The organism is Pseudoalteromonas sp. OF5H-5, from assembly GCF_021530695.1.
GTDB lineage: Bacteria > Pseudomonadota > Gammaproteobacteria > Enterobacterales > Alteromonadaceae > Pseudoalteromonas.
In genome coordinates, this window is the sequence record NZ_JAKGBF010000012.1 from 135,187 (window position 1) to 149,821 (window position 14,635).

A 14,635-nucleotide genomic window follows, 5' to 3' on the forward strand; every position below is an offset into this window, starting at 1 on the left:
ACCTATAACAGCATAGAACAGTATTGATTAAGATCTAGACAAAAAATAAAAAACCCGGCTATCTAGATAGCCGGGCTTGTAAACTTAACGTTTCACGCTTCAATCGTGCTACGTATTAGTGTTTCCAATGATAGGTATGGGCCTTTTCTTCCATATACTCAGCAGTTGCTGGATGCATTTGGGTTTGTGCGCCATTTTCAAAGAAGAAAGGCTGACGTTTATTGTCATAGTTGCCGATTTCATTCATGGTGGCCGCATCGTAGATACGGCCATTGATCACGGTGTAGGCAACTTTCTCTGAATCACGGATGTTAGACAGCACATCACCATCTATGATGGCAAGATCGGCGAGTTTTCCTTGTTCAATCGTACCAAGGTCACGGTCCATACCTAGATATCTTGCACCGTCGATTGTACCGCTGCGAAGCGCCTGCCAAGGTGTAAATCCACCTTGTGCCATAGACCATAATTCCCAATGTGCAGCTAGACCTTCACGCTGGCCGTGAGCACCAATGTGTACAGTCACACCCTTATCGCGAAGCTGTTTTGCGGTTTTGGCGACATTGATATGGTTATAGTGACGTTCAGGTGCTTTGCTTGGACGAATTGATCTTGGCTTTACCACATACTCAGGAACGAAGCTCATTAAGCGCTCGTTTTCCCACACATTAGTGTGTTGATACCAGTATTCTTCGCCAGAGATACCGCCATAGGCAACAACGAAAGTTGGCGTAAAGCCAACGTTTGTTTGTCCCCACATTTGTTCGATATCAGAGTAAATATTCGGGATAGGTAGGGCATGTTCAACACCGGTATGACCATCGACTATCATGTTCATGTTGTGTTGGAATTTTGAACCACCTTCAGGCACAACCATGATTTCCATGTTCTTCGCCGCTTCCAATACTTGCTGACGTGTCTCACGGCGAGGGTGGTTGTAACTCTTCACTGAAATAGCGCCAGCGTCTTTTAGGCGTTTAACGTGGAACTCTGCGTCTTCAAGGTTACTGATTGGTGTTTTATAACCCGGCGCGTGGCCAGCATATAAAATACGTCCAACAGAATAGGTACGTGGCGCGACCGTTAAACCCGTTCTTTGTAGTTCTGCCATAGAAAATACCTCGGCAGAGTTATTTGATGGATCATGGATAGTCGTTACACCAAAGCTAAGATTAGAATACTGATTCCAGTTTTGCTGTGGCTGTAGGTTATAGCTACCGTAACTGCCATGTGCGTGGGCATCGATAAGGCCTGGGATCACGGTTTTACCGCTAATATCCATTACTTTAGCTGTGCTAGGAACGTCTAGCTCACCTTGCTTACCGACTGCAACGATGCGATTCTCTTTGATTAGGATCACACCATTGTCGATGATTTCTTGTTCGTTCTCAGCGTTACGCATAGTCACTACTTTACCGCCGACTAACGCAATCATACCTTCAGGCTTATCTGCTTTTTGCTCAAAACTCAAGTCGATACCTTCAGCGGTTAGCTCGTCGGTGTTGTCAGATGCACCAGCGACGAAAGCGAAAGTGTCAGTCAGTTTGCGCTGATAAAGTGTGGGACCAAATGCCCAAGTTAGCGCGCTGCTGTCCGCTTTCCAATTTAGGAAATCACCAGAGTACTTTGACACTTGCTTAACTGGGAAAGCTTTCTCACCCTTGTTAATGGATAAGGTTTTACCTGTACTGGTAAAAGGTGCAACAAACGTATTGAAATGCTCGATAAATGCAACATATTGGCCATTTGGAGAGACCTTAAAGTCAAAGACGTAATCACCTTTGAAGTGGCTACGTTCTTCTTGACCATTGAGGTTAACACTTTTTAGTTCGCGATGTGTTTCATCACTCATGGTGGAGAAGTAAATGCGCTCAGAGTCGGCTCCAAAGTGCGGATTGTCGCCGTGTTTAATGATGCGTTTTGCTTCACCGCCGTTGGCATTAACTAGATAAATCCCTGGATGCATTGACCAGTCACCGCTTAGCAAGTAGCCACCAGTTACCTTTTTAAATAGCACGTTTTTGCCATTTGGTGAAAAGCTAGGTGAGATATAGTGACCAGGTTCTTGGGTGATCACTTTACCTTTACCACCGTTTGCAGACACAACACGTATTGCGCCTAAGTCTTTATCACTCCAAGTTGTGTAAACGATAGACTTGCCATCGCGAGAGTAGCTTGGGTAGAACTCAAAGTGGTCGGTTTGCTTAGTGAGGCGTTTTACTTTGCCTGACACAATGTCTTTTACGTAAAGGTAGCCAAGCGCTTGGAATAGTGCAGTTTCACCATCAGGAGAAATTTGAGACCAGCGTGCAAGTTTGACTTTAAAAGTGTCAGGCGCGACATCTACCGCAAAGCGTAGCGCCGGTGTGATTTGTTTTTCAGCGACAACGCGAGTAGGGATGACGTTGACCTCGTGCGATGCGATATTGACGCGGTTGAATACCCCTTTCGCCCAAAAAACGAGGGATTTACCATCCGGCGTGTAAGCAAAAGAAGGTGTGTTACCATGTGCGCCATTGGCTTCTTGTAAATCGCGATCAAGGCCGGCATAAACACGAGTTTCGACGCCAGAGTGTAAATCTTTAATATATAAGGAACCGATCATTTCGTTGCCGTTATCTTCGCGTTTAACAAACGCAATAGATTTACCATCAGGACTGACGGTTGGACGAATAGCACCGCCAGCACCACGGATCACTGTCTCTTCTTCACCGGTTGCTAAATCCCAACTACGAATTTCGAATACAGCGTCGAGCGAGTTTTTGTTATATTCCCAGCGCACGCCAGAGGTCGCATCAACTGAGTAATAGATTTTCTTGCCATCGTGAGAAAAAGCGGGCTCTGCAACGTTCTTTTGCGATTTTGCACCATGTAGACGCTCGCGAACCAACACGCCTTTACCGCCGCTGATGTGATACATACGAATAGAGCCACCTGGAATGGTACGCCCCGTTACTTGACCTTGCTTAACTGCAATGTATTGACCATCAGGCGACCATGCAGGGTTGTGAACAATATTATTCACTTCTTTTGATACCTGACGCAGGTTTTTGCCATCTACGTCCATCACCCACAGGTTATCGCCACCTGCGCGATCGGAGATAAATGCGATGTGCTTGCCATCAGGCGAAAACTTAGGTTGAATGTTCCAGCCCATGTCGGATGTTAAGGCTGTTGCTTTACCACCGCCAATTGGCATGATGTAAAGGTCGCCAAGCATATCAAAGACGATGCTTTTACCATCAGGGCTAACATCTAAGTTACTCCATGTGGTTTCGTTGGTATCGATGGTGATGGTTTGCTTTTCACCTGGTGGGTTGAGCACATCCCAGCCTTTGGTTGACTTCTCTTCTTTTTGCGTGGCTGTAACGGCATCATCAGCGCTGGCTGGCTGAGCCAAACCAATCACAGCAGCACCAATAGCAATGGCTAATGGTGATTTAAAAAATGACATAGATGTTCCCTTAATTTTATAGTTATTGCCCAAGGCGAGCAGTTTGCCTCGGTTAAATTAGCGTTAATGTATATGCTTACTAAGCATGAACAAGTTTTATTATGATGTCGAACAACATGCGTTTAATGACGCTTAACCTATCGCCTCTTTACGAACAAAGTGGAGATATGCAGCGAGACTGTCTTGCCATAGCGTCATGGCTTCTGTGAGTTCATCATGGCAGGATTTGCCATCCAATAAGCGGCGCTCTGCTTTTTTCAAATTTGAACCATAGCGGTTAAACCCGAGTTGTAACGCGGTGCTGGCTTGACGATGAAGCTGTCTAATACATTGATCTTCGTCTTGCTCTAATAGCTGCTGAATATGGATGAGTTTATTACGAGCCGACAACACAAACTCGTTGTAAATCGAAGAGACTTCATCTTCACTAAATCCAGACTTTAGGGCATTTACAGCCGTTTCATCGTATAGGATATCGGGCAACTCGACGCTGACATTGGCTTTTTTGGGAGACTGAGACTCGCTAAGCGCTTGGCGTAATTTTTCTTGCTTTATCGGTTTGCCAACAATATCGCGAATGCCGAGTGCCAAGTATTCTTTTACCTCATCTGGACTGAGGCTAGCAGTAAAGGCTAGGAAAGGGGTTCGTTTGTTTTTATGCTCACAATTTTGTAGCTGCTTTAATACTTCTTGCCCGGAAAGATCGGGTAAGTTCATGTCTAACAACACCACATCGAAATGGTGCTGTATTAGCATCTCGATGGCGCTTTTACCATTGGTTGCCAATTTAACCTTATGCTCATCTTCTGCCATAAACTCAATAGCGATTTTTTGGTTGAGATCCAGGTCTTCTACCAACAGTACTTTCAGACCGGTGATACAGTTATCGTGCTGCGGGCGCTGCTCTACTAAGCTCAGTTCACCAATGTTTAGTAGTAAATCAAAACTGAATGTACTGCCTTTGTTAAGCTCGCTTTGAATATCTAGCTGCGAATTCAGACGGTTGAGTAGGCGACTGGTAATGGCAAGCCCCAAGCCCGTACCACCCTTAACTTTACCTGCACTACTTTGTACGTATGGCTCGGTCAGCTTATTAATATCTTCACTATCAATACCTGGCCCTGAGTCCGTGATACTAAAGCGCACTTTATGCTCAATTTGTTGGTCTTTTAAAATCTCAACTTTGAGCTTTACTTCCCCTTTGTCGGTGAACTTAATGGCATTACCAACAAGGTTAATAAGAATTTGCCTCAGCTTTTGTTGGTCAAAGTAATAGCACACCTGATCGGGCAGTTCGTACACCAGTTCAAAGTGTAGTCTCTTTTGCTCTGCAAGCGGGCTGAGCAATAAGCAAAGGTTTTGTAGCCAACTTCTAAGCTCAACATCCTCTTCGTACAAGGCTTCATCACTTTGCTCCAAACTGGCGTAGTCTAGTACTTTATCAATCAGTAAATTTAGCGACTCTGCAGAGTTTACGATAGCCTCACAGTAGGCCTTGTTGCGACTATCTCTGGTGCGTCCCAATACAAGTTGGGCGCTGCCCAAGATACCGTTAAGCGGAGTTCGTATCTCATGACTGATCGTTGATAAAAACATACCGCGCAGCTCAAGGTCTTGTTGTGCCTTTAATGCAAGTTTATTAAGGTTTTGTTCTCTTTGCTCGTTACATAACAGCGCCATGCCGGTGGCATAAAAAATAGGAGCAAGGACGCCATTGAAGAAAATAGTGATGGTAAACCAGTTCTCTTTGAAAAGCGTGAAATGCGTCACTTCTCCCATTAATAGGGTTCTGCCGGTAAATATCACCAATATAATAAGTAGAATGGTGATATAGACTATGCTGCCGTTAGGGTATTTATTTCGTGCAAAGCGGATAAAGAAATAGAGCAGGAGTGTCGCTTCAACTAAGTGTTGTAAGTCTGAGATAAGGATCCTGTCTCTCAGGCTAGGAGAGAAAATACTGCTGTACATCAACAAGATGAAAAGCCCTGCTGTAACGCCGAGAAACACTTTAAAGGATGGGCCTTTAACCCCTAAAAACTGCCTTATCGCCATACAGTGGATGATGGAGGCCGTGAATAGCAAGGTATTAGCAATGGGAATGGTTTCCCAATTGTCAAAATAGCCGTGTAGTGCAAAGGAAGAAATCGCACAAAGCAAAACCAGAGGGTAAAAAATATAGAGCAGCGTTCCGGGAGTGCTTTTATTCGCTCGCCACGTTAAAAAGGTAAGGAGTGCCATCATTGCCGTCATGACGAGGCTGGTTAGGTAGAGGGTTTTTGGGTCGAGCATTTACCTAAAACTGCTTTTTGTTGCGAAAAAACTTAGCATAGAGGTATTCGTTGAGGCAGTAAAGCCCGTATGAAACAGAAGCTTCGATATCACGATGTCAGCGCTGTCTTCCCCCGCCGACTTGCGTCAGCAGGTTAAAGACATATGAAGCTTAGCGAATTTCGTCAGGAATATTCTGCTGAGCCCATGAAAGGAGTTCGATACGGTTACGACATTTGGTCTTACGAAATGCACTGTACAGATGCGTTTTCACCGTATGTGGACTGATATTTAGCTCTTCAGCGATCTCTTTGTTTTTCGCGCCTTTACTCATTAGCGCGATAATTGCTTTTTCTCGCTTAGTGAGCTTAACAGGTTCGATATCACCTTCGGTTAGTTTATGTAATGCATCCTTATTGAATTGCAACATGCGATTTAACACATTACACATCACGTCACGGCGATACCACAGTTGATCTTCAAGCAACAAACGGATCCCTTTCATTAGCACGTCGGCGTTGTCTGTCGTGTAAAATACACCACGAATACCGCTTAGCAGCGCACGATTGGCAAGCTCCGGGTTTTCATCTAAGTTGAATAGCACGATATCGCATTTAACTTTGAGGTTGACTAGTTGTTCTTTTAATTGACCCCAAGAATCGTTCACTGCGGTTTCGATGAAAAGTAATCGAGTGCCTTCAGGCACATCTGAGATATCAGTTCCGATAGTAACATCCAACCCTTGGGTTTTTAACAAAGGTTGTAACACATTGATACCAATGGTGTTAACCGGTTCTTTATCTAATAACAAAAAAGCACTACTGCTCATTTTTGGACACACTCTAATTTTTCCGATTTCTCAATGCTAACATGGGATTCAGACCTTTTGTATTAGAATTTTTAGTACAAGATAGAGAAATCCGCTATATAACAAAGTGAAATAATAAATCGAAATTATGTACAGAATATGTATTTAAATGTAATTTGTTGAAATAAGTAAGCTTTTAACAATTGCTGTTAATAACTTACTTATTTACATTGCTTAACAGAGAATAATCTAAACTGGTACTTTTTTCGTATTTTGATAAGGCGGCCAGCCCATTTCTTTTCCAGCTAATACATGTAGGTGAAGGTGATAGACAGTTTGACCACCATGATCATTACAGTTCATCACCACGCGATATCCATCTTCCGCAAAGCCGTGCTCTTTCGCTAATTTGGCGGCAACAACATATAAATGACCAACAAGGTGAGCATTTTCTTCCGTTACGTCGTTGATGGTCGCAATTGCTGTTTTAGGAATAACTAAGACGTGAAATGGCGCTTGTGGATTAATGTCTCTAAACGCGAGTGCTTGTTCATCTTCGTAAATGATGTCTGCTGGGATCTCTCGATTAATAATTTTGGTAAAAATAGTTTCTGAACTCATGGTCCTTCCTTATCTGGCATATTGAATTGCTCTAGCATAGCTAACTCTCAAGGAGACTCAATAGATTTAATGCGTTATCCCACTGCACATCAATTAAAAGGGTAGAGATATACGCAGGTATGCAGTAATCTCATGAAAGTAATACCAATTGAATTAATTCTTCAATCAATTTGAAGGGTGAAATATCATATTAGCTTCGTTAAAAATTTCTCATTTAGAACAACTAAATAGCAAAATTTTTGCCTTGCTACTAAAGCTATTTCCCCGCTTCAAAATAGCTCATTTACTTAATACAATTGGTATAAAATGATTTGGTACTCACGAAGGAGTGAATAGATGCGCTTAAAATATACGCTTGCGACCGCTGTTTTACTGTTGTCACCGCTTTCACAGGCTGCGTTGCTAAGTTTTCCTGAAGAAATTATTCCCTTGCAAGTTGATGATAAAACCATTGAACACTCATTCTTCTCCAAAGTACGAGAGCTGGACTTAGCAAAAGGGGAGTATGCGGTCAAAATGCGTTATACCGATTTGTATGAAGTGGGCTATGACGACCACGAAACCATAGAGTCGAAGCCATTTTGGGCAAAAATAAGTATCGATCAAGACGGCGAGTATCAGGTTGAATTTAACCGACCTGACAATGTGGTTGCGGCAAAGGCATTTGCAGATCAGCCGTTGATTATGTTGCAAGCACCCAATGAATCGTTAGCGACAACATTGGTGGTGACGCAAGAAAGACCAAGAGTAGCGACAGCGATAGCAAGTGAGCCATCAACACCCACTGCACCACGTTATTCAACGCCAAGCACTGCCACAAGAGCCGTAACGCCAGCGGCGCCTAAGTCAGCACACCCAGATGTGGTTGGCATGTTGGACTATTGGTGGCATCAAGCAACCCCAGAACAAAAACGGTTGTTTTTAGAAAAAATAAAGGGCAATTAAGCCCTTTATCAATGCGTTGTTAGGTTTTGTTTCATCGTTATAATTTTGCTACGGCAAAAGTTCTTATGGTCAAGCAACCATGACGTGGGTGAATCATCTAAGATTACTTCGGGAGTTAATATAACAAACTCTTTGTGGTGGGAGTTTTCTACCATATTAAGAACGGCTTTGCTCTCCCCTTGCAATGCTTCGATATACATACGACTTTTAAACGTTTCTAAGCGTTCGAATTTGGAGAAAAACGCATAAACTGCAGCGCGCGTATCGGAAATGTCATAGTCGATGAGGTCTTGACATATCTTGATGGATTCTTCTGTTATCTTTTTCTCAGTCAATGAGACTTTTTCAGAGAGCCTAATCAGTTCCTCAGTTTTAGAAATGTTTGGATTGGCGATGAGTTGCTTTGCTAATTTATATGTGATTTTGGCGTGATTAGGGCTCATCTGATCCACTGAAGTTATATGGCCTGAATTGAATATGAGCTCTTCTTTGGTTGGCGCTGGGCTTTCCACTTGAGGTTTGCTGTGAGCGGCTGGCGTGATCAAGGCAAACGAAAGTATGAATGTTCTTAGTCCTATCTGCATATTAAATCTCCTTTTTAAATTAGAAGATAAATATAGCTTTGCGGAGCAAGGAAATAAAATTACTGAGGAGCAAAATATGCTCCTCGGCAGTGCGTTACTTTTCGAAAGCACGCTTCATAAAGTTAGGTGTCGTTAATGCCCCCTTATGAATACTTGTGTTGTAGTGATGAAAACAAGAAAAACAAGTGACACCTATCGCTATTAACACCACAGCTGAGGAGATGAAGTAAAAAAGTATGAAAGCACTTCCATTGCAAGTTAGTGTTGGGTGTCAGCGATTTACAAGATTAGGACACAAATCCTGTTTAATTATTTGCTTATACAGAAAAGATAATGCATTTAACGCTGTCGCTTGTGTTTTAGGCGACACATTACGTTTAAGTACAAGGTAGTCGAGATATTCGACAACCTAGGAAAATAAGCGACACCCATCACTATTAACATCAAAGTTGAGGAAGTGAAGTAAAAAAGCATGTAAACACTCCAATAATTTTGGTCAAAAACGTTTATCGATAGGTTATTTTTTAGCGCTCAAGCGTATCTCTACACTAAAACTGGGTTATCGCGCACGACAACGCGCTGCAAATACAACAGTAAGAAATTCTAGAATTGAGAATGTGAGTTTTGCTAAGCCAACAAGCGCTCGCAGTTTGTTAGGTTTGTCCGTCGTCGTTTTTGCAGTGTTTCGCAGTAAGCGGTTATTGTTCGCTCTCGACCAACGGCACCGTGAAATACCCGAGAAAACTGCGTAGTGAGTTTTATCCAGTTCTCAGGCTCTATATTGAGTCGAGTGAGTATGGGTTGTGACTCAAAAATATAGCCTCGTTTGTCGGCGCGAATACATTGGCCTGTGAGTTCAACCAATTCGATATAAGACTTGAGCTCAAAAGGCAGGCCTTTAGGCATACGTTTTCGTGGGCTGCCAGCAAAACGTAGTAGACTTTTTGGTTGATTACCCCGTTTAGCGTGGTCGATGCGCTTTTTGATGCTGGTGTGGTCTGAGGTTTCAGGCGTTGCGGCGATTTTGGCTCTAATGGGGTTTAAGTCTACGTAAGCGAGACAAGCAGCCAGTGCGGCTTCATCCAGTAATGCTTGGGATTTAAATCTTCCTTCCCAAAATCGACCTGCGCAATTATCTTCTTTATTTGCTCGGCGGGCGATATCTTCGTTGAGTACTCGCATAAACCAGCTAATGTCTGCGAGCCTTTCTCTGTATTTGGCGACATGCTCATTGAGTATCAACTGCTCCGACTCATTGAGTGGCTCACCTTCAGTAAACTTTTGGCTTATCCAATTGCCCTTAAACAACTTGTGCCACCGTATTACAATCGCTTTATCCGACAGGCGCTTAGCTTTTTTATCATCAACATATAAAACAATGTGAGTGTGATTACTCATCACCGCATAAGCACAGACATCAATACAAAACACAGACCCCAACATCAATAGCTTTTCTTCAGCCCAATCACGACGGTGTTCGTATGATTTTCCGGTAAATTTATCTTCACCGCACAGAAACGCACGCCTTACGCAACGGGAGATACAGTGGTAGTATTTGGTGTCGGTTAAACTGATTTGTCTTTTACGGGCAGTTGCCATAGTTTGGTTTCCTCAATCCTTTGAGTGCAGAATTAAAGCGTAGGCGGTATATTTGGAAGGTGCAAATTAGTGGTGGGTGTCAGCGATTTACACCTCAGCGATTTACACCAAAACAAGCTAGAAAATTTTGCTCAAAGGGCTAACAACACCGTTTGCGCCTTGCTGTAAAACATGAGTATATATTTGCGTTGTCTTCACATCGGAATGACCAAGTTGAGCTTGCACGGTTCTAATATCTGCACCACTTTGTAGTAAATGAGTAGCTAATGCATGTCGCAAGCGAAAGTTAGCATTAATAAAGTCACAAGAATCACACACAGGTGAAGTTGAGAAGGCGAAGACAGAAAACGTGACGCTGATACAGCATTGGCCTTGCAGCATTGTCGAGCAGGTATCTTGCGGCTAATTGGCGCATTCAAGTTAGATGCAACAACGACCAAAGTAGACCGAACGAGTTAGCAGCTCGATAGCTGCTCAAAATCAATTAGTTAACCTGCTTAATTGTTCAGGCTAGCTGCCTCTGTACGAGTAAAAAATATAATTGCTTATTAAGGCAAATTTAGGTGTAATGAATACATAATAAGCGCTGAGCAATGCAGGGAAAGCTTACATAACACTAGCTAGGAAAGTGAGAGCCTCCAAAAAGCCTATTTTTTCTAAGTAAGCTATAGCATAAACAACACCAACTCTGTCACACCGAGCAGGTAGCGGCTCAGTCCAACAAGTGATTATGCAACACAAACTGCGTGTCGCATAAATACTAAAATGTTAAGGCTAAGTAACTTCGCGTGCGGTTGTTTTAAGGAAGATTTATGATTAATGAAATTAAAAATTGGTGGAGCTCAGTACCAAAAGCCCAGAAAACGGGCCTGATTGTGTTAGCGGCATTTGTTGCGGCAGCTCTTATCATGAGTTTTGGAGTAATTATTGGCTCATCTCTGGGCAAGGCGCTCTAAAGTTGTTGCCTTTGCAAAAAGATATATTTGAGCAGTTATGGCAAAACGAGCTACCAATGTCGTTGTTAGGTCTGGAACATGTGTCATCAAGCGAGCGAAGTAGTCATAACAAGGTCAGGCACAGCGACGGCTTTTCTGTTGCGGCTTCACCTTCACTACAAAGCCGCGCGTGCTGGCGGCGCTAGCCCATAGAAATTTTTATGCGAAAGTCATCTAATACAGCCGGCGACCGAAAACGTTTTTGTCCAAAAACGAGCTAGAGCGAACGTCTGTTGTTCGCTCATAACTTCAGGTCAGGTGAAATATTAACCGAACCATCAAGGCTGTAGGAGCAGATATGAGCTACTACACTTTAACAATTAAGTTTATGTTTTGATTCGGTCTACTTTTCGAAAGCACGCTTCATAAAGTTAGGTGTTGCTAATGCTCCTTTATGAATACCTGTGTTGTAGTACTCAGTATCAAATGTTGCGTTATCAACATCTTGCTCGCGGAATCCGGCAAACTTTTCATCTTTACGCGCCATCGTTGCTGACCACAGACCGCTTGGGTAGATCGGCTGTGGGAAAGGCAGGGTTTGCAGATCAACAAAGCCTACTTCCAACATTGCATCGCGCATTTCTAGTAGCAACGGCATGTGCATCAGTGGTGATTCACTTTGCTGGATCATGATACCACCAGTGCGAAGCGCTGCTAAACAGCTCTTGTAGAATGCGTGGTTGAATAAACCTTCACCAGGGCCTACAGGATCGGTGCCATCAACGATGATAACGTCGATAGACTCTGCTTCGGCTTCACGCATAAATTTGATGCCATCATCAAACATTACAGTTGCGCGAGGATCGTTATTAGACTCACAAAGCTCAGGGAAGTATTTCAAAGACATTTGCGTCACAACTTCGTCGATATCAATCTGAGTTACTTTTTCAACGCCAGGGTGCTTTAATACTTCACGCAATGTGCCACAGTCGCCGCCGCCAATGATCACAACATTTGTAGGTGCTGGGTGCGAGAATAGCGCCGGGTGACTCATCATTTCGTGATAGAAAAAGTTTTCACGCGTGCTCACCATAGTGCAACCGTCAATGATCATCAGGTTACCAAAATCCGTCGTTTCAAACATTTCTACTTTTTGAAAAGGTGATTGGATTTCGTCTAATTTTTTGTTGACTCTAAGTGAAAAAGCGCTGCCATCGCGGTCGCTAATTTCTGTAAACCAACGGTTTGCTTCTAAGTTTGCCATGATTGTGTTCACACTTGATAAAAATTAAGGCAATTCTGCCAGTGCTTGCGCCTTTGCTCAATCAATTTTAGTCAACATTTTGTACTTTGCCTCATATTAGTTCTAATCAACCATGGCCGATTTATAAGGTTTGTAAGCTAATGAAAACGCAACTTTAGGTCGCATTGACTTGCCTCGCGTATTAGAATGAAGCTTTATAAAGAATTAATTGAGAGCAGCAATGACTTGGGGTCTGCAAACAGCACGTTCTATCTATAACGTTACTCACTGGAGTGACGGCTATTTTGATATCAATGAACAGGGCCAGTTAGTGGCGTTTCCTGATGGTGATCGCACTAAGCCACCAATTCTTCTTTCAGAGTTAACTGAGCAATTTAAAGCGCAGGGGCTAACTTTGCCGGTTTTGGTACGTTTTACCGACATTTTAAAACATCGTGTCGATACCTTGACTCAAGCATTTACTGCCGCACGAACTCAACGTGATTACCAAGGCCAGTACACCTGTGTTTACCCAATAAAAGTGAATCAGCAGCGCTCGGTTGTCAGTAAGTTATTGGCTCACCCGAGCGGTCTTGTTGGTCTTGAAGCCGGTTCTAAGCCTGAGTTGATGGCAATTTTGGGTGTGGCACACCAACCTATTACCATTGTCTGTAACGGCTACAAAGACAGTGAGTTCTTGCGCTTAGCTTGCATTGGTCAAGCGATGGGCCATCAAGTAAACATAGTCGTTGAAAAGCTCTCTGAACTGGATACCTTATTACAGGAAATCGACGATTTAGGCATTGAACCGTCGATTGGTATTCGTATTCGTCTTAATTCAGTTGGTAAGGGCAAGTGGCAAAATACCGGTGGTGAAAAAGGCAAGTTTGGTCTTACTGCTAGCCAAGTGCTGCAAGCGGTTGAGCTACTTAAGTCGCATAATCGTTTGCACTTAATGCAGTTGGTACACTTCCATATCGGCTCGCAAGTTGCCAATATTCGCGATATTCAACGTGCGCTTAAAGAGTGTGCGCGTCACTATGCTGAGCTATACCAACTAGGTGTTCCGCTGCGTATCGTTGATGTTGGCGGTGGCCTCGGAGTGGACTACGAAGGCTCAGGTTCTCGTAGTTCATGCTCTATGAATTATACGGTGGCGGAATACGCGAAAAATGTGGTGCATGCTTTTCATGATATTGCGGAGCTTAATAACATTCCGCATCCGGATATTATTACTGAATCTGGCCGAGCATTAACTGCCCATCACGCGATGCTGATCACGGATGTGATTGACGTAGAAAAAGCGCCAAATCAAGTTGAACCGGTGCAACCACTAGATACCAGCCCATTGGTGTTGCAAGAGTTATGGCATTCGTTGTCACAACTAACCCCTCGCATGGCTTTAGAAACTTATCATGACGCTATGCATTTGTTCAGCGACGCACACGACCAATACGTGCATGGTTTGATCAGCATGCAAGAGTGGGCGCAGCTTGAACAGCTATACTTCACGACACTTCATAAAGTGCGTGAGTGCTTAAATGAGAATGCGAGAGCACACCGAGAAGTACTAGACGACCTCAATGAAAAGCTGGCAGATAAACTGTTTGTGAACTTCTCGTTGTTCCAATCACTGCCGGATGTGTGGGGTATTGACCAGCTATTTCCGGTGATGCCTATCGACAAGCTCAATCAGCCGTTGACGCAAAGAGCGATTATTCAGGACATTACCTGTGATTCGGACGGTCAAATCAACAGTTATGTTGAGGGCGCGGGTATCGAGTCAAGTTTACCCATTCCTGAGTATGTGCCGGGAGAGCAATATCACGTTGCGATGTTCTTGGTGGGAGCCTATCAAGAAATATTGGGTGATTTACATAACTTATTTGGTGACACAGACTCAGTACACGTTGAGCTTTGTGATGAGGGTTATAAACTCACTAATGCCATCAAGGGCGACAGTGTTGAAGATGTACTGCGCTTTGTTCATTATGACAAAGCGGTGTTATCTGAGAACTATGCACAGCAAGTCGCGGCGTTGTCGTTGCCAGAGTCAATTAAAGCTCAGTATTTACAAGAGTTAAACGCCGGACTTGAAGGTTATACTTACTTCGAAGATTGATTTCTAGATAGTGAAATGGAATAAATTATAGCCGACCAACTGGTCGGCTTAAT

General features: G+C 43.4%; 10 protein-coding genes and 3 pseudogenes. 4 read left to right on the forward strand and 9 right to left on the reverse strand.

Going from position 1 to position 14,635, the window contains the following annotated elements:
- Positions 1-115: 115 nt before the first annotated feature.
- The 4 genes from L1271_RS17355 to L1271_RS17370 form a co-directional block, all read right to left on the reverse strand.
- Complete coding sequence (locus L1271_RS17355; RefSeq protein WP_235368384.1) at positions 116-3,454, reverse strand: amidohydrolase family protein; 3,339 nt, start codon at positions 3,452-3,454, stop codon at positions 116-118.
- Positions 3,455-3,586: 132 nt separating this feature from the next.
- Positions 3,587-5,746 (reverse strand): ATP-binding protein, encoded by a 2,160-nt coding sequence (locus tag L1271_RS17360; protein WP_010606851.1) that lies wholly within the window; start codon positions 5,744-5,746, stop codon positions 3,587-3,589.
- 151 nt (positions 5,747-5,897) lie between these two features.
- Complete coding sequence (locus L1271_RS17365; RefSeq protein WP_010606850.1) at positions 5,898-6,554, reverse strand: helix-turn-helix transcriptional regulator; 657 nt, start codon at positions 6,552-6,554, stop codon at positions 5,898-5,900.
- Positions 6,555-6,782: 228 nt separating this feature from the next.
- Positions 6,783-7,154: a histidine triad nucleotide-binding protein gene (locus tag L1271_RS17370; protein WP_174170266.1), complete on the reverse strand. Its 372-nt coding sequence runs from the start codon at positions 7,152-7,154 to the stop codon at positions 6,783-6,785.
- A 336-nt stretch (positions 7,155-7,490) separates the two neighbouring features.
- On the opposite strand from L1271_RS17370, the gene L1271_RS17375 reads away from it, so the two are divergent.
- A complete protein-coding gene (locus L1271_RS17375; RefSeq protein WP_102057700.1) occupies positions 7,491-8,099 on the forward strand; it encodes a DUF2057 domain-containing protein in 609 nt (202 codons plus the stop codon).
- A gap of 8 nt (positions 8,100-8,107) precedes the next feature.
- Here the strand turns inward: L1271_RS17375 and L1271_RS17380 are convergent, their stop codons facing one another.
- The 4 genes and pseudogenes from L1271_RS17380 to L1271_RS17395 all read right to left on the reverse strand — a co-directional run.
- Positions 8,108-8,683, reverse strand: coding sequence for a hypothetical protein (locus L1271_RS17380; RefSeq protein WP_235368385.1), 576 nt, complete (start codon positions 8,681-8,683; stop codon positions 8,108-8,110).
- 271 nt (positions 8,684-8,954) lie between these two features.
- A pseudogene (locus L1271_RS17385) lies at positions 8,955-9,080 on the reverse strand (phage integrase N-terminal SAM-like domain-containing protein); the annotation flags it as partial.
- Between the two features lie 230 nt (positions 9,081-9,310).
- Positions 9,311-10,282, reverse strand: a complete 972-nt coding sequence (locus L1271_RS17390; protein WP_102057698.1) for a transposase — start codon at positions 10,280-10,282, stop codon at positions 9,311-9,313.
- 117 nt (positions 10,283-10,399) lie between these two features.
- Positions 10,400-10,561 (reverse strand): annotated as a pseudogene (locus L1271_RS17395) (tyrosine-type recombinase/integrase); the annotation flags it as partial.
- Between L1271_RS17395 and L1271_RS24965 the strand changes: the two are divergent.
- A pseudogene (locus tag L1271_RS24965) lies at positions 10,542-10,741 on the forward strand (IS91 family transposase); the annotation flags it as partial. The pseudogenes L1271_RS17395 and L1271_RS24965 sit on opposite strands and share 20 nt — an antisense overlap.
- A gap of 353 nt (positions 10,742-11,094) precedes the next feature.
- Entirely contained in the window at positions 11,095-11,238 is a 144-nt protein-coding gene (locus L1271_RS17400; RefSeq protein WP_158299133.1) for a hypothetical protein, read from the forward strand.
- A gap of 382 nt (positions 11,239-11,620) precedes the next feature.
- Here L1271_RS17400 and speE read toward each other — a convergent pair whose 3' ends face one another.
- A complete protein-coding gene (gene speE / locus L1271_RS17405; protein ID WP_102057696.1) occupies positions 11,621-12,481 on the reverse strand; it encodes a polyamine aminopropyltransferase in 861 nt (286 codons plus the stop codon).
- A 220-nt stretch (positions 12,482-12,701) separates the two neighbouring features.
- Here speE and speA point away from each other — a divergent pair, with 220 nt between their 5' ends.
- Positions 12,702-14,582: a biosynthetic arginine decarboxylase gene (gene speA / locus L1271_RS17410; RefSeq protein WP_045964779.1), complete on the forward strand. Its 1,881-nt coding sequence runs from the start codon at positions 12,702-12,704 to the stop codon at positions 14,580-14,582.
- The last annotated feature ends 53 nt before the right edge of the window (positions 14,583-14,635 follow it).